Below are 16,231 nucleotides of genomic sequence, written 5' to 3'. Positions count from 1 at the left end.
CCTCCCAAACCATAAAGCATGATTGATTGGTCAAAGTTAAAACATTACAAAAGCGACAAGTATAAAAGTTTTGAAGAATTATGCTTTCAAATTGCCAAAGTTCTACACGGACATAAAGGGCGTTTTACCTCGGTAGACGATAGCGGTGGTGGAGATGGAATAGAATTTTACATGGCTTTGCCTAATGGTGACGAATGGGGATGGCAAGCAAAATTTTATTACCCCGAATCTCGACTCAGTGCCAGTAGTCGTAAGTCATCTATTCAAGGTTCGTTAGAAAAAGCTTGCAAGGTGCATCCAGCTTTAAAGAAATGGTTCTTATGCACCCCAACTAACTTCACACGCGATGAACAAGCTTGGTTTGATAAAACACTTCCGAAGTCAATTCCAGAAAATATGGAAGTGGAGATTATTCATTGGGGTGATAGTGACTTTAACAACTGGCTGAGTGAACCACGTTTCAATGGCAAGAAAAACTATTTTTTTGGTGAATTAGAGCTAAATATTGACTGGTTCCGCAATCAGTTTGCCAAACAGTTAGCAGGAATTAGCCATAAGTTTAATCCAGTACTACATATAGAAACAAATCTTAACGATTATATTCATGAAGTTTTAAATGATAAGGTTTTTACCTTAAAAATTGGCAAAATCCTAGACAATCTTCAATATAGAATTAACGAATATAACAAATCTATCAGAGAACTTGAAAGCAGCAGTTTTCATGAAATTGTTGAACAGAATGCTTGGAATACTATCAAAGCAGTAATTATCGATTTTAATAACTTTGTAGATAGTTTACTAACTCATGCTTCTTCTCAGATAAATCTTGCTAGGTATTTTTTAAGTGAAAATCAACATAACGAAATACGCAGTTTAAACTTAGATTTTAACAAAATAAAAATTGAATTAGAAAAAAATCAAGCTATATGCGAAGAATTAGAACAAAAGCTTTATGCTAAAGAACTTACCTATATAGGTAAAGAGAAAGAAAAGGATAAAATATCTCGTGAGGTTCAGCAAGTTAAAAACAAAGCATTTCAGCCTTTCAGATTATCATATAGCTTAATGGCTGAGATTATAGAAATATTTGCTCAAATTAATTCAATTAATCAAACAGAATTACATATATTAGGTAATGCTGGTTTTGGTAAAACTCATATTGTTAGCAATATATGTCATGAGCGCTTAAATTCTAGCTTACCTGCCTTATTAGTTTTAGGAAGCCGTTTCACAAGTGACCGCTCTTTAGAAGAACAATTACGAGGAATTCTCGATATTCCTCCTATCTATAGCTGGAATGATTTTCTCCAAGCTCTAGATGCTGCTGCCGAGGCATATCGGACGCGCATTCCATTGGTAATTGATGGTTTAAATGAAGCAACCTGTAATGGTAAATTTTCGAGAGTTTGGCAAGGTTTACCTGGTTTAATTCAAGAGATTGGGCAATTAAAAAATGTTGTTTTGATTACAACTTCTCGAAGCACCTATCAAGATGCTATTTGGAGTGATAATAAACCATCAAATATAAAATATGCTAATGGTTTTAATGAAGACGTAGAAAAAGCTGTTGAAAAGTATTTTCGCTTTTATAAAATAAAAGGTGATTTAACAGCCACTCCTTTAGAGCAATTTCAGCATCCTATTTATCTTCAAATATTTTGTAAAAATAAAAACGCTGAGCGTATAGAAGAGAAGCATATATATGTTGGCGAACAAACGCTCTTCGAGGTTTTTGAGGATTATTTAAACCTCTGTAATCGCGTTATCAGTGAAAGGCTAGGTCTCCGTCGTGGAACACCCGTAGTTACACAAGCTCTGCTCAAAATAGCCAAACGCTTTTGGCAACCAATGGAGCGTAGTATCCCCTTGACTGACCTAGCTGAAATTGTTGATGGTCAACCTCTAGACACTTTAAATTGGCAGCAATCTAAGACGAATGCAATCCTAGATGAAGGTCTTTTAGTATGCCGTGATTGGGGGACTAATGGAGAGTTTGTTTTCTTCACCTATGACTTGTTTGGAGGTTATTTAATTGCAAAATATCTGATAAAACAGGCTGAGAATAATATTCAACTAATGGTGCAATCCGAAGAGATAATAACTGCACTATTCAGTGATAATTTTAGACTATTACACCCTTTATACAATGATATTGGACGCTGTTTAGCGGCGCTAATCCCAGTACAAACAGGGTTATATCTACATAATCTAATCGATAACTCAAAAGCTTTTGACTTATCTGTAAAAGCACTAGTTGAAATTCCACCGGAAAATATTAGTGAGGAATGCCTTAATTTAATCGAAAGTTTATTTAAAAAACCTGATAATCGTAGACAACTTCTAAATTTATCAGCCTCCACAATAGGATATGCCCAACACCCATTAAATGCTACATTTTGGTCTCGGCAACTCCGGGTATTAACAATGCCAGAGAGAGATATTAGCTGGACAGAGTATATACGAGAAAATATTGAACGTGTTGAAAAAATTCTAGGTCAATTTGAAGGCATCTGCAAAAGTGATGAAAATTTATCCGAAATGATGGAGGAGAGACTTTACCTTTTGGCAGTCTACATAATGTGGATATTAACATCTACAGTAAGACCTTTGCGAGATAAAGTCACACGGGCATTGTACTGGTATGGACGAAGAAAACCAGAAAAGTTTTTGGAGCTTTTGCTTCAATCACTAAAGGTCAATGACCCTTACGTTTATGAAAGAATGTTAGCTGCTGCTTACGGCATTGCTATGGCACGCCAATATGATTTTAAAGATGCCAGCTTTACTCAAAACTTTCTTCCATTATACGGACGGAAATTATATGAAGCAATGTTTAAACCTAATGCGCCTCACTCAACAACACACATACTTGCGCGTGACTATGCAAGGCGTACAATTGATATTGCTTTACTTCATTATCCAGAGTTACTAACCAAAGAAGAAAGGCAAAGAATTACACCACCATTTCAAGATGGCGGTATTCGAGAATGGGGCAAAAGTGAAGATAGAAATTATCAAGAGTATCGAGATGGAAATTGCCCATTTGGCTTTGCTGATGATGACCCAATGCAATGGTTAGGAAAACCTATCTCTAAATATGAAACAAAGACTCCAGAATATCTACAAGCAAAAGCAAATCTTTGGTGGCGCATTTACAATCTTGGCTATTCGTTGGAAATTTTTAGCGATGTAGACAAATGGATAGTTCGTCTTAACTACATTAATAGTTATTCTCAAAAGGAACACTATTCAGAGCATTATGGTCGGAAATACTGCTTAATTGCTACTTACGAACTTATGGGCTATCGAGACGATAGTAATTTACTAAAGAATGAATGGGATGAACCTTACGAAAGAACTTCGCAAGCAGATATTGACCCTAGTTTTCCAGTCATGCTTCAAGAGCATAACCTTGTTTGTGAAGATTTTTTGGGAAATCGTGATATGCCTCTTCATGAATGGATTTTGTCGGGTGGAGTTCCAGATGTTAAATCATATTTAATAGTTGATGAACTTTTGGGAGAGGAAGGAAGTTGGGTGCTATTAGATGGTTATATTAATCAGGAAGATTCTAAATTTAATCGAGGTAGATTTACTTTTTTGAGATGTTTGATTGTTAAAGCCGAAGAAGCTAATGACTTATTACAAAGGCTAGAAAAACAAAATTTAGGAGGAAGGTGGCTACCAGAAATTCCAAAGGATTATTATACTTATGCTGGAGAGATACCTTGGTGTGATACTTATCCTAACAATGGGAAGACTGAGTTAAGCTTTGAGTTAAAATTTGCACTACAGCGAAACGGTCAACTTCTATCTGATAAAGAAGTAAGTTCTTTTTTCGAGAGTATTAAAGAGCTATTGCAAGCTAATGATTATGAAGCTATAGATACAGCAATCATTAAAAATGGATTAGAACTTGTAGAAACAAGTGTTGAAAACGAAGCACAATTTGAAGGGAATGAAAAATTTGAGGTTTTGATTCCAGTAAGGAACAATAGATGGGAGGATTACCACAGCAGCATCATTCCAGGTCGAAGTGTAACTACCCCTGCTAAAGAAATTGCACAACAACTTGATTTGTGCAGCCAGCCCCAAACTTATGACCTTTTTGATAAAAGTGGTAGACGTGCATCAATAACTTTTCGCTATGGAGAATATTGGCATTCATCACAAGACTTTACGTACTTACGCAAAGATTTGTTAGAACGTTTTTTATCGGAAACTAATAGTGAGTTAATTTGGGTAATTTGGGGTGAGCGAGAGTTCCACGGAGATATAAGTCCGCGTGATGCTTTTGCAAGCCAGCATGAATACTATAAAGTGTTTCAGGAGATAAAAACATATAGAGAATTTTAGATGAAACACAGCGAAAGCGATCGCTCTTTTCCTTCTCTTGGCGTCCTTGGCGTCTTGGCGGTTCGTAAAAAAAGAAGGTGCGTTACGCGATCGCTAACGCACCCTACAAAATTTCTTTTAGGTTGAGGTTAAATCTTAGCTTCTTCCTTCACCAACTTATCCCAACCCAAATCTTTCAAATTGTTATTCCGACGCAACGGACGAGTCACCAACTCCAGAATGTCACGCGCATTGGTAAAACCGTGAATCTGAGCAAAAGTGAACTCAACAGACCACTTAGTATTGATACCCCGTGCTTCCAATGGGTTAGCATGAGCCATACCAGTAATCACCAAATCTGGCTTTAACTCATAAATCCGCTGCACTTGATTGTAGTTGTCTGGCTTCTCCACAATCTTAGGCAGAGGTGCGCCCATTTCCTGGCAAGTTTTCTCTAGCAACGCCAACTCAGCAGCTTGATAGCGCTTATCCATGTAAGGGATACCGATTTCATGAACCGTCATACCGCAGCGCACTAAGAAACGCGCCAGGGAGACTTCCAGCAAGTTATCGCCCATGAAGAACACAGACTTGCCACGAATCAATTTGACGTACTCTTCCAAGCCTTCCCAAATTTGAGCTTCCCTTTCATCCAAGCCTTTGGGAGTAATACCAAACACCGAGCAAATTTTCTCAATCCAAGCGCGGGTACCATCGGGACCAATTGGGAAAGGTGCGCCAATCAGCTTGCACTTGCGGCGACGCATCAAGGTAGTCGCAGTCCGGCTAAGGAAGGGGTTGACACCAGCGACATAATACCCTTCTTCAAGGGTAGGTAGTTCGGTAAACCGCTTTGCGGGTAGCCAACCAGAAACCTTAATACCTTGCTTCTTGAGTTCAAGAGTTAACTGAGTGACAACGGGATCGGGGAGGGAACCAAACAGCACCAATGGTGGATGATCCACATACTCAGATTCTTCTTTAACGACTTCTTCTTTCTTCTTACCAAAGTTGAGCAGTTTGGAAATAGCGTTGCGTTCGTTCTTGTCTGTTTCCGCCACGGGGGCTTTATCAGGACAACGTGTCGCCATCGCCGCTAATACGGTGTCTTCCCCTTGAGTGAAAGCGTAGTCCAAACCGTTGGCACGTGCAACAACAATCGGAATACCAATTTCGCCTTCTAGCTTGGGTGCCAAGCCTTCCAAATCCATTTTGATGATTTCCGTGGTGCAGGTGCCAATCCATACAATCACGCTGGGATTGCGATCGCGCTTAATCTGCAAACACAGCCGCTTTAACTCTTCATAATCATTAAGCTGTGCGGAAATATCTCCTTCTTCCAACTCTGCCATTGCATAACGGGGTTCAGCAAAAATCATCACCCCCATCGCGTTTTGCAAGAAGTAGCCACAAGTCTTTGTCCCGATTACCAAAAAGAAGCTATCTTCAATTTTTTGATAAAGCCAAGCGACGCAGCTAATTGGGCAAAAAGTGTGGTAATTTCCAGTTTCGCACTCAAAAGTTAAAGCTTCTGGTTGAGCAAGAGTCATTTTGGTATTTTCTCCCCTTAATTTTTATAAGAAAGAAGATAGAACAAAGAAGAATTTATCGACTTTCCTTCTTCCCTCTTCCTTCTTCACTCTTTAATGGTTGGGGAAGAGACGAGCAATCTCGGAGTCATCTTCTGAGTCATCAAAAGAACCAGAAGGTGGTTCTTCCCCTAAAAACATTTCTTTATCTGCTTCCTCTTTTTGGGTTGCGCTTTCAGCACCCCAAACATCTGACAACACACCAGCAAACCCACTCTCAGAAGTTTTGCTGTCTACTTCGTTCAAATGATCCAAAGAAAGTTCACCGAACTCATCAACTGCGTTATGTGCTTGGTGAGGTTGATTGTTCGAGTTTGTATCGTTGGATGAGGAATTGCCAACCCGGTTTTGTACTGTAACATTATCGATTGTTGGATTGGATGCCCGAAGGCTTTGGTTGTGTGTATCTCCCATATCCAACTTGTTAGCTATTCCCTCTTGCCCAAAACCACTTATCTGAGAACTTGTTAGTGTTTCATGACTGAAGTTTTCATATGAAACATCTAATTCTTCCCTGTGTTTTTCGATACGTAAATTGGGAAGGGCGCGGTTACCGAGAGCTATATCTGGATCAAAATTTAACTCCAGCACCTCGACCAAGGTATCGGCGTCAGAATTCAATTTGGAAAAGGGCAGCATTAACTGTGCCAGCTTAGGTTCCAGCGCGTTAACCACTCCCAGGATGAGGTACGAAGATGGTCGTCTGCCACCATCTGGGGTGTAAACAGACTCCACTTCCATGTGCAGGGCAATCCAGTCACGATTTAACTGGAAAAATTGCAACCACTTTTGCTTTAAAGAATCTGTAAAACTATCAAAGAAAGGCATATCGTTCCCCATCCTGGTACTAAGATGATTTATACAATCATCAAGTCTAATTCCTCTTCTGAATTTGGAACTTGTGTTTTAGTGGGATTTAGATAAAAATCTGATAACAAAGAGAACAATTCGCGGTCTGGGGAATCATTTGGTACTACACCCTCTGGACGCGCCAGAATTTGGTCAGCGATGTTGAGATAGTAATCGCAAACGTAGTTCAGAGACGGGTCAATTTCTGCCATTTCAAACAAAGTCTTTCCTTTGACGCGGGAAACCCGAATATCTTCAATCAAAGGCAAAACTTCTAAAACTGGCATGGGCACTGCTTCCACATACTTTTCAATCAAGTCGCGCTTCGAGGTGCGGTTACCAATTAACCCAGCAAGACGCAGTGGGTGAGTCCGGGCTTTCTCCCTAACTGAAGCAGCAATGCGATTGGCAGCGAATAAGGCATCAAAGCCATTGTCAGTCACAATCAAGCAGTAGTCAGCATAGTTGAGGGGTGCTGCAAAACCGCCGCAAACAACGTCACCAAGAACGTCAAACAAAATCACATCGTATTCATCAAAGGCGTTGAGTTCCTTTAATAATTTCACGGTTTCGCCTACCACGTAGCCACCGCATCCAGCACCCGCTGGAGGACCACCTGCTTCCACACAATCCACACCGCCGTAGCCTTTGTAGATCACATCTTCAGGCCAGACATCTTCGTAATGGTAGTCCTTTTCTTGTAGGGTGTCGATAATTGTGGGAATCAAGAACCCGGTGAGGGTGAAGGTGCTGTCGTGTTTGGGATCGCAACCAATTTGCAGCACTTTCTTACCGCGCTTGGCTAAGGCGACGGAGATGTTACAGCTGGTTGTGGACTTCCCAATACCGCCTTTTCCGTAAACTGCTAGTTTCACTGTAGTTTGCCTCTTATAGTTTCTTGTCAAACTCGTCGCTCAAACAATTCCCTTCACCTAGCCGACGATGGCGATTTGTGAGGTCTGTGAGTGTCATTATTGTGCAAATCACACGGAAAATAAAGGGGCTGTTCAAATCTATTAGGGTTATTTCAAGTGAATAACGGCTTAATCCAAGGAATATTAACTTTTTTTCATCCTAAAGACTTTTAAAACTAAAATAACTTAACAAATCATATTTTAAAAAAGTTATTAAATAAAATAAGTTACAAAACACAAAAGGTAAAAATCCCGCTACATCGATTGTGCGTATGAAAAAGACCTATCTGGACAGGTATACCTCTTGGTAGAGAAATGAGTGTAAGAGCTATGAGAGGCTCGTGGAAAGTAAATTTGCAAATAAATTGCCAGTTTATTGTCAACGGCTAAGACAAAATTATTCCGACTTGAGAGCGATCGCCTGAAAAATATAAATAATTATTACCGGTGGCAATATTTGTTAAGCTTTGTCTCAAATCTCAAATCTACTAGTCTTGAAGCTGGCAAAATCAGTTATTGCGGTTTTCATTCGCAGCGAAAAAACCTCCCATAACTGAGTGTGCAATTCTATTTGTACTGGCAGGATCTGATTTGTGATGAATCCCTATCAGGGATTGAAAGAATTCAAGAAACATCTTCTTGGGGTGAATTCATCTCTTGCAAGGATTGCCAGCCTGCTTCCCACAGAGAACGGTCTTGTAACAATTTGGCGTTGATCCAAAAGCGGACATTAGGGTCACAAGCAGCCACCATCTCGGCATAAACCCAGTTGCCCTGATTTTTGCGGTTGACGACTTGGAAGTGTCGCCAGCCATCTACTTTTTGCTGCGCTGTCCACTTAGAACCAACTAGGTAAGGAAATTTCTGCTTTTTAGCCATCGGTCATTTACAAGAAATCTATAGCAATCCTAAATCATTCCTCAACAACAAGATTCCCGACTTCTTAAAGAAGTCGGGAATCTGAACATAGTACTGCCTCATAAAATAAGCCTGTAGGTAGTTACAGGTGAATCAATGGCAGATATACAACTTGAAATTCAAGGACAAGACGCAGTTACAGCCACACAAGAATTATTCTCTTCTGGGCAAATTTCTGGAAATTGGGAAACTGTTGATGAAGTTGATAGAGAAGCCAGTATTGTAACAATCGGTACTATTGTTGCTATTGTTGGCGGTACCTTGGCGGCTGCGGAGCAAATTCGCAAGTGGTACAAGGAATATAAACAGGGGAAATCTGGCAAAAAGATTGAAAAAGTGCTGATTGTTGGACGCAGTGGTAGGCGCATCCTTTTGGAGAACGCCACACTTGAGCAAATTAAGCAAATTCTAGATGAGTGATGCAGTGTGAAAGTCCTTCATCTCGACCTGAAACAAGTTGCGGGTAGTTATGTAGAGCTACGTTATTTCGTTGATAATCCTAATCAGTATGAAAGGCGATCGCTACCTCTAGAACAAATTGCTGACTTACTCAACCAAGCCGAAAAAGACTATTATGTGCGTTTGGCTGTAGATTATACCATAACTGGGCGGCATTTGTATAACTGGTTGGATGGCAGTGACAGATTTCTGCAAGGTTTGCTCAATCAGTATCGGGATGAAGGTATCATCTTAGCCATTGCGACGGCAGAAAACCTCGCGCATTTGCCTTGGGAAGTTCTGCATGATGGCAATGGCTTTCTGGTTCAACGTGGTATTATTCCGGTGCGTTGGGTATCATCAGAGACTGTGAAGCGTTTATCTGTGGAGGAGAAACCAGAAAATCGCGCTTTGCAAGTCTTGTTTATGGCGACTTCCCCGCTAGGTGTAGAACCAGTGCTGGATTTTGAGGCGGAGGAAGGACGAATTTTGACAGCGACGGCGCGACAACCTTTAGCGCTGAGGGTGGAAGAAAGCGGCTGTTTGTCGGAGTTGGGTTATTTGGTGGAGGATTACGGCAAGGGATATTTTGATGTTTTACACTTGACGGGTCATGCTACTATTAAAAATACAAATAATGAAGATACAAAACCATACTTTATAACAGAATCGGAAACGGGCGAGCCTAACTATGCAAGCGCCAGCGATATCGCCGAAGAGTTAAGATTTCGATTACCCAAATTAATTTTTCTGTCGGGTTGTCGCACTGGGCAAGCAGGAAACGCGGGTGCTGTCCCTTCGCTTGCACAAGAGTTGCTGAATGAAGGTGCAACAGCAGTTTTAGGTTGGGGTCAAAAAGTTTTAGATACCGATGCAACCGCAGCCGCCGCAGCTTTGTATCAGGAATTGGCGGCGGGGAAGCAAGTTGCCGAGGCGGTTGCTTATACTTACCAGGCGTTAATTAAGAACAAGGCGCGGGATTGGCATTTGTTGCGGGTGTATGTAAAAGGGACTTTACCAGGCGAGTTAGTCACACCGTTACGGACTCGTGGACGCAAACCCGCACCACCGCCATCTGTGGCAACGCAGTTTTTAGACACTGCTGGCAAAGTGAAAGTTTGTACTCGTGAGAGTTTTGTTGGGCGTCGTCGGCAGTTGCAAAGTTGTCTTAGGGCGTTGACTCAATCCCCAGAACAGGTAGGCGTGTTGATTCACGGTATGGGAGGTTTGGGTAAGAGTAGTTTAGCCGCAAGGCTTTGTGACAGACTGGCGCATTTTCAGCGAGTTGTCATCGTCGGACGGATTGATGAACCAACGCTGGTGAGTCGCTTGGCAGAGAAGTTGGATAGCAAGGAACTGCGGGAAGCGTTACAAAGGGACGATGAGGAATTGAAGTTTCGGCTGCGACGGGTGTTTGATGCGTTGACAGCACAAGGGGCAAATCCGTTTTTGCTGGTGCTGGATGACTTTGAGGTGAATCTCGAACCGCGCAATGGTGGCTATGTGCTGCAACCAGAAGCGGCAACCGTTTTGCAAGCGTTAGTTTGGGCAATTCGCGATATTTCCGCACCAGATCGCTTAATTCTTACCTGCCGTTATGATTTTGAATCTACGCTGTTGCAGTATTTTTACAAGCAACCTTTGGAAGCACTGCGAGGGGCAGATTTGCGAAAAAAGTGCGATAGCCTCGCTGCTTTTAGTACGGAATCTGTGGTAGACGAGGCGTTGCAGGCGCAGGCGAAACGGCTGGCGGATGGAAATCCCCGTTTGCTGGAATGGTTGGATAAGATTCTGCAAAATTCAACTGTTGATAAAGTAGCGATTCTCCAACGTTTGGAAGTTGATTCTGTGGAGTTGCGAGAACAAGTTTTGGCAGAAGCCCTGCTGCAACAGATGGATGATGGAATGCGGGAGATGTTGTCGCGGAGTTTGGTGTTTGAGTTACCAGTACCGAGGGAGGCGTTAACCGCAGTTTGTGAATCTCTCCCCAATTTGGATAAATATATTGATAGGGCGGTGGCGTTGGGATTGTTGGAAGTTAGTCCGGATCAGTCCTTGCGAGTACCTCGCATTTTGCCTGTAGAGTTGTTTGCTGCAACTTCTTTATTTGTACAAGCAGCACAGGTGTTGTATCGTCTCTGGTGGGAGGAGGCGAAAACCTCAACGGAAGAACAACAGCGAGAAATTCATCGGCTGGCGCTGCGAGGAAAGGCGCAAAAGATTGCGGTGGAAATGGCATATAAGCTAGCAAGAGGTTGGCAGAGTCAAAGCCGATTTCGGGAAGCTATGCAGTTGTGCAAATCGACTTTAGACTTGGCTGAAGACTACCGAGTTTTGCATGAGTTGGCGCAAGCTGAGCAAGAATTGGGTGAAGTTGAACAAGCAAGGAAGCACTATCAACAAGCCTTAGATACCTGTTCACCTACAGATACAACAGAGAAAGCTGGAATTATTCACAACTTGGGGAGACTCAAAGCCGACACAGGGGACATTGAAGGTGCGATCGCACTTTTTGAGCAATCTCTTTCCTTGACCGAACAAATTGGCGATGTTCACGGCAAAGCCGCCACTTTGCATCAATTGGGGATACTCAACGCCAACACAGGGGACATTGAAGGTGCGATTGCACTTTTTGAGCAATCTCTTTCCCTCACCGAACAAATTGGCGATGTTCAAGGCAAAGCCGCCACTTTGCACTGTCTGGGAATACTCAAAGCCAACACAGGGGACATTGAAGGTGCGATCGCACTTTTTGAGCAATCTCTTTCCCTTAAAGAACAAATTGGCAATGTTCAAGGTAAAGCCGTCACTTTGCACCAATTGGGAATACTCAACGCCGACACAGGGGACATTGAAGGTGCGATCGCACTTTTTGAGCAATCCCTTTCCCTCACCGAACAAATTGGCAATCTTCAAGGCAAAGCCACGACTTTACACAACCTGGGGACACTCAAAGCTAACACAGGGCACATTGAAGGTGCGATCGCACTTTTTGAGCAATCTCTTTTCCTTAAAGAACAAATTGGCGATGTCGGTGGGAAAGCAATGACATTGTGGTGGTTAGGGGGTATCGCACAAGAGCAAGGATATTTTGACACTGCACTTCATTATTTACAGCAATCCCTGGAAATATTGCAGCGTATCCAATCACCTCATGCTGCAACAGTGAAGGAAATGCTTGAACGAGTGCAACGTCTTGCCTAGTGGGTGTAGTTCTTAACTTGAATGGAAGTACAGATTTATCTGTGTCCATCTGTGTCCATCTGTGGTTCTTATTTCTTGATGTATTGCACTCAACTAAGAAGCGCTATATCTACCTAAATGATAGCACTGTTTGTGAGTAGGGCTATTTAATTCTATGCACACCCGCCCAGAAATAAATTTCACAGGGTTTTAGCCGAAGTCCGTTAAAACGGACTAAAACTCAGAAATTGAGTCGGTTTTAACCGACTTAAGCTATCAGCCAGGAACTTTAGTTCTTGGCTGGTTAAGTGAGAATGAAATAGCCCTGGTTTGTGAGGCTGAACTTCACTGCTATGAAGCACACAGTATTGGTAAAAAAGAAATCAAAATTAAGTATATTTTGGGCTAATCGTCATGAGTGAACATAATGTAAAAACTCAATTTGTCGTTTGTATCAACAATGATAATTACTCTGCATCTCTGGAAGTGCGAAAAATATATCAAGACATCCCTGATACTAAGGCAGCCGAACATCACTTGATTCGAGTGATTGATGAATCACAGGAGGATTACCTGTACCCAGAAAGTCATTTCGTGACGATAGAGTTACCAAAAGCAGCCGAAAGTGTTTTTTCACTCAGCGCCTAAATTCTACAGCCAGAAACTGCATTACCCCGCCTGTGATAAAAGCAGCAGCGTTTGACACTCTCAATTGCAGTGTATCCAATCACCTGATGCTGGAACAGTGAGGGAAATGCTTGAGCAAGCGCAACGTCTTGCTTAGTGGGTTATGCGTCCTTACTTTCAATTTTTTGTCGAAAAACTTCTTCCATTTGTTGCCAACCTTCCTCTGTATCGGGAAACTTATACCGTTTAGCATTAGGATTACGGCGACTCATCAAAACACGCAACGCTTCTGCATCTTCTCGATGTGCGAGTACATAAGCTTTCAATTCGGCTCTAGGCATTTTTTCAAAGTCCGGCTTCATCTACAAACTCTCAAATTCCATCGCGATTTATAGAAATTTCTATAGTTTCTCCAGCCAGAATAAATATTTCTCCTGTTGTTTCATCAAAGCGAAATAAGTGAATATCTTGGTAGAAATTAGATAATATCTGACACACTTTGATGCATTCTAGTCCTTGCTCTGCCGTGGGTAAAATAATTGTTCCTCCATTTTGACACAGCTATTTTCACACGGCGCGTTACTCTGAAATTAACTATTGACAATATAATAAGGTTATGATAATTATCAACATCACACTACCAGATGCGATCGCCGCAGGCGGGCACTTTGTGCCATCGCGCGGAGCGCACTGCCCAAAGGACGATCGCAAAACATGATTAAGGCAATCGGCGCTCTCCGTAACTGTGTACGCTCTAAAACAATAAAACTTCCTTCTAAGGATATTCCTTCAAACCTTAGCAAACGCAATAAATCTTCGGCTGGTTCCTCTGGCGTTGCAGGAATATAGCGGAAATAAATAACACCAGGTGGCGATCGCATCCGCCTTCGGTATATCAATTCACCATAATCTCGGTCAAATGTCAGAATGATTCGTCCCTCAACCACTGCGCGTGTGAGTACCTCAGAATCTTCTGCACCAGGGGCGTCTTCGCTCCCATATGCCACATCGTAACCAATAGAGCGCAAATATATCACGCTCGTACGGGGAAAATTCTCATTTGCCAGGAATCGCATCAAGCCGTCTCAGATAAAAGCGGGAGCATGTAGAAAGATTCTTCACGCATACACTCTGCTGTAAAAGCAAATACTGCTCGTAGTGCTTCAGGGGTGAGAGTGGAATAGTTTTCCAGCACTTGTTGTTCTGTCCATCCCGCAGCAAACAAGCCAAGCAAAAACTCTACTGAAATCCTTGTTCCTTTTACCGTCGGCTTACCTAGCAGAATTTTGGGGTCTGAATGAATATACTGTCGCCAGTCCATAATTTGTACTCCGACAAAGCTACAGCTATTGTTACATAGTGATTGCTGCCTAAGCTTTCTGGTTCCCAGGCTGAACCTGGGAACCAGAACAGAAGAGCCTGGGAACGAGAAGAACGAGCAGGAATCTGCTTAAGGACTTTGGTAAGCTTCGGTTTGTGATGTTATGGCAGTAGGCATTGGTGCAGTACGTTTCTTTTTAGGAGCCATAATGACAGACAGAAGCTTGGGGAAAGCAAAACAAGCAATAGTATTCAGCAATGTTAAGATTACTGCATCTATCGTATTCATAGTGAACTCCTCTTTTGTGAAACTAGAGTAGTGAAAACTTCTACGCTGCAAAATGCGATTGGTTTTGCTGTGGTCCTTCAGGCGATCGCCCACCAAACACCGGTTTGCGGTAGCGCTCTACCAACCGATCCCGCTGCATGATGATAGTACTTCCCTTCTTTTCCTCTTGTTTTTCCCACATTGACAAGAAGTCGAGACAGGAGTGGTCAATGTAGCTGAGCATCTGTAGGTGAATATGAATTTCCTTTCTAGGAGGAATCTGCTCAAGGGCTTTAGCAAGTTGCGGTAGCCGAATAAATGTAGCCATCCCTTCCAAAGACACATCAACGCGCTGGTTGTTTTCATCCGCAAGGACATGGATATCGAGCTGGGAAACTTTGTAGATTAGCTTGATTGCTGACAAGACAAGACCGAGTAGCACGCCAAAAAGTAGGTCAGCAGTGATAATTCCGCCCAAGGTGGCAAAGTAAATGAATACAGGGATGCGCCCGTATTGTTTCAGCTTGCGGATATTCTCAACTTTCACCAGCTTATAGCCTGTGACCACTAAAATTGCTGCGAGGCTGGAGGTGGGAATCAGATTCAGTACAGAAGGCGCAACAACAACAAGAGCTAACAACCAGACTCCGTGAAAAATCGCAGATAGTCTGGTTTTGCCTCCTGCTTCCACGTTTACAGAGCTGCGGACAATCACACCCGTCATTGGTAGCGCCCCCAGTGCGCCGCAAACCATGTTGCCAAAGCCTTGCGCTGCGAGTTCGCGGTCAAAATTAGTTTTTGGTCCAAAGTGAAGTCGATCTACCGCCGCTGCTGAGAGCAGGCTTTCGGCACTGGCGATAAAGGCGATCGCCATCGCTTCCAACAGCACAGATGGCTTCAAAAGACCAATGAAGTTCTCTAGCTTTGGAATGTGAATCGTGGCGATAAGATTATCGGGTACATTGACGTACTGAATAGGCAACTTCATTACAGTGGCTAGAGCAGTTGCAATCACGACAGCAATCAAGGAACCGGGCAGCAATTTTAATCTTTTTGGCTTAAACTTTTCCCAGAGGATGAGGGTAACAATAGTAATTACAGCTATAATCCCAGCAATGAGATGGTTGTTGCTTTGGGCGGGAAAGATAGTTTTATATATCTCGCTGGGAATAGAAATTAAGTTATCGATTCCGTGTGCGCTTGGCTTGCTATCAAACATCACATGGAATTGAGAAGCAAAGATAAGCACGCCAATTCCTGCTAGCATCCCGTAGATGACTGCGGGAGATATTGCTCGGAAAACCTGTCCCAGCTTGAAGACGCCCGCTAGTAACTGGAACAAACCCGCGAGCATTAGAATCGGTCCTAGCATTTCAATGCCATACTGTTGAACCAGTTCCCAGACTATAACAGCAAGCCCAGCTGCTGGTCCACTGACCTGCAAGGGTGAACCAGCAACAGTGCCAACAACAATTCCGCCAACGATTCCTGTGACTATTCCCAGCTCTGGAGGAACCCCAGAAGCGATCGCAATTCCCATGCACAGTGGCAGAGCGACGAGAAACACAACTACGGACGCCACTAAGTCGTTGACAATGGAGCGTTTTGGTTTGAAATCTCTGATTGTCATCTTCCTTTTCCCGTATTTTTTTATTAGTATTACTACTGGTGTAAACGTTAAACTAATCACAATAAATTTTTCCAAAAATATCGTTCAACCAGCCACGAACTCAACAAACAGGAGGTATATTTTTGTGCCTACTATATATACAAGCCAGTTGTAGCTACTC

15 protein-coding genes are annotated in these 16,231 nt (G+C 42.5%); 5 read left to right on the top strand and 10 right to left on the bottom strand.

Annotated elements, in window-relative coordinates:
• The first annotated feature begins 18 nt into the window (after positions 1-18).
• On the top strand, positions 19-4,356 hold the full coding sequence (locus tag ACM0OZ_RS02170; RefSeq protein WP_414581190.1) for a hypothetical protein: 4,338 nt from the start codon (positions 19-21) through the stop codon (positions 4,354-4,356).
• Positions 4,357-4,482 carry a hypothetical protein gene (locus tag ACM0OZ_RS02165; protein WP_414581189.1) on the top strand — a complete coding sequence of 42 codons (126 nt, stop codon included), beginning with the start codon at positions 4,357-4,359 and terminating at the stop codon, positions 4,480-4,482. It abuts the gene before it with no gap.
• A gap of 2 nt (positions 4,483-4,484) precedes the next feature.
• Here ACM0OZ_RS02165 and ACM0OZ_RS02160 read toward each other — a convergent pair whose 3' ends face one another.
• The 4 genes from ACM0OZ_RS02160 to ACM0OZ_RS02145 all read right to left on the bottom strand — a co-directional run bounded on the left by ACM0OZ_RS02160 (position 4,485) and on the right by ACM0OZ_RS02145 (position 8,566).
• Positions 4,485-5,885 (bottom strand): ferredoxin:protochlorophyllide reductase (ATP-dependent) subunit N, encoded by a 1,401-nt coding sequence (locus ACM0OZ_RS02160; protein WP_414581188.1) that lies wholly within the window; start codon positions 5,883-5,885, stop codon positions 4,485-4,487.
• Positions 5,886-5,978: 93 nt separating this feature from the next.
• Positions 5,979-6,752 (bottom strand): DUF5331 domain-containing protein, encoded by a 774-nt coding sequence (locus ACM0OZ_RS02155; protein WP_414581187.1) that lies wholly within the window; start codon positions 6,750-6,752, stop codon positions 5,979-5,981.
• 29 nt (positions 6,753-6,781) lie between these two features.
• The gene (gene bchL, locus ACM0OZ_RS02150; RefSeq protein WP_414581186.1) at positions 6,782-7,648 is read right to left on the bottom strand and encodes a ferredoxin:protochlorophyllide reductase (ATP-dependent) iron-sulfur ATP-binding protein; all 867 of its coding nucleotides are present in this window, start codon (positions 7,646-7,648) and stop codon (positions 6,782-6,784) included.
• A gap of 663 nt (positions 7,649-8,311) precedes the next feature.
• On the bottom strand, positions 8,312-8,566 hold the full coding sequence (locus ACM0OZ_RS02145) for a TIGR02450 family Trp-rich protein (RefSeq protein ID WP_073630269.1): 255 nt from the start codon (positions 8,564-8,566) through the stop codon (positions 8,312-8,314).
• Positions 8,567-8,701: 135 nt separating this feature from the next.
• Between ACM0OZ_RS02145 and ACM0OZ_RS02140 the strand changes: the two genes are divergently transcribed.
• From ACM0OZ_RS02140 to ACM0OZ_RS02130, 3 genes are all read left to right on the top strand, one after another.
• Entirely contained in the window at positions 8,702-9,025 is a 324-nt protein-coding gene (locus ACM0OZ_RS02140) for a hypothetical protein (RefSeq protein WP_414581185.1), read from the top strand.
• Between the two features lie 6 nt (positions 9,026-9,031).
• Entirely contained in the window at positions 9,032-12,247 is a 3,216-nt protein-coding gene (locus tag ACM0OZ_RS02135) for a tetratricopeptide repeat protein (protein ID WP_414581184.1), read from the top strand.
• A 393-nt stretch (positions 12,248-12,640) separates the two neighbouring features.
• A complete protein-coding gene (locus tag ACM0OZ_RS02130) occupies positions 12,641-12,874 on the top strand; it encodes a hypothetical protein (RefSeq protein ID WP_414581183.1) in 234 nt (77 codons plus the stop codon).
• Positions 12,875-13,014: 140 nt separating this feature from the next.
• Here ACM0OZ_RS02130 and ACM0OZ_RS02125 read toward each other — a convergent pair whose 3' ends face one another.
• The 6 genes from ACM0OZ_RS02125 to ACM0OZ_RS02100 form a co-directional block, all read right to left on the bottom strand.
• Positions 13,015-13,215 (bottom strand): DUF6887 family protein, encoded by a 201-nt coding sequence (locus ACM0OZ_RS02125; RefSeq protein ID WP_414581182.1) that lies wholly within the window; start codon positions 13,213-13,215, stop codon positions 13,015-13,017.
• A 10-nt stretch (positions 13,216-13,225) separates the two neighbouring features.
• Positions 13,226-13,390 carry a DUF6888 family protein gene (locus ACM0OZ_RS02120; protein WP_414581267.1) on the bottom strand — a complete coding sequence of 55 codons (165 nt, stop codon included), beginning with the start codon at positions 13,388-13,390 and terminating at the stop codon, positions 13,226-13,228.
• 95 nt (positions 13,391-13,485) lie between these two features.
• On the bottom strand, positions 13,486-13,929 hold the full coding sequence (locus tag ACM0OZ_RS02115; RefSeq protein ID WP_414581181.1) for a DUF5615 family PIN-like protein: 444 nt from the start codon (positions 13,927-13,929) through the stop codon (positions 13,486-13,488).
• A complete protein-coding gene (locus ACM0OZ_RS02110) occupies positions 13,929-14,174 on the bottom strand; it encodes a DUF433 domain-containing protein (protein ID WP_414581180.1) in 246 nt (81 codons plus the stop codon). Before ACM0OZ_RS02110 ends, ACM0OZ_RS02115 begins: the two co-directional genes overlap by 1 nt.
• A 129-nt stretch (positions 14,175-14,303) precedes the next feature.
• Entirely contained in the window at positions 14,304-14,462 is a 159-nt protein-coding gene (locus tag ACM0OZ_RS02105; protein ID WP_414581179.1) for a hypothetical protein, read from the bottom strand.
• A gap of 40 nt (positions 14,463-14,502) precedes the next feature.
• Positions 14,503-16,071: a SulP family inorganic anion transporter gene (locus ACM0OZ_RS02100; protein ID WP_414581178.1), complete on the bottom strand. Its 1,569-nt coding sequence runs from the start codon at positions 16,069-16,071 to the stop codon at positions 14,503-14,505.
• Positions 16,072-16,231: the final 160 nt, after the last annotated feature.

It is taken from the genome of Scytonema sp. PCC 10023, from assembly GCF_963920835.1.
Classification (GTDB): Bacteria; Cyanobacteriota; Cyanobacteriia; order Cyanobacteriales; family Nostocaceae; genus Kalymmatonema.
This window is presented reverse-complemented; position numbering and strand designations above follow the sequence as displayed.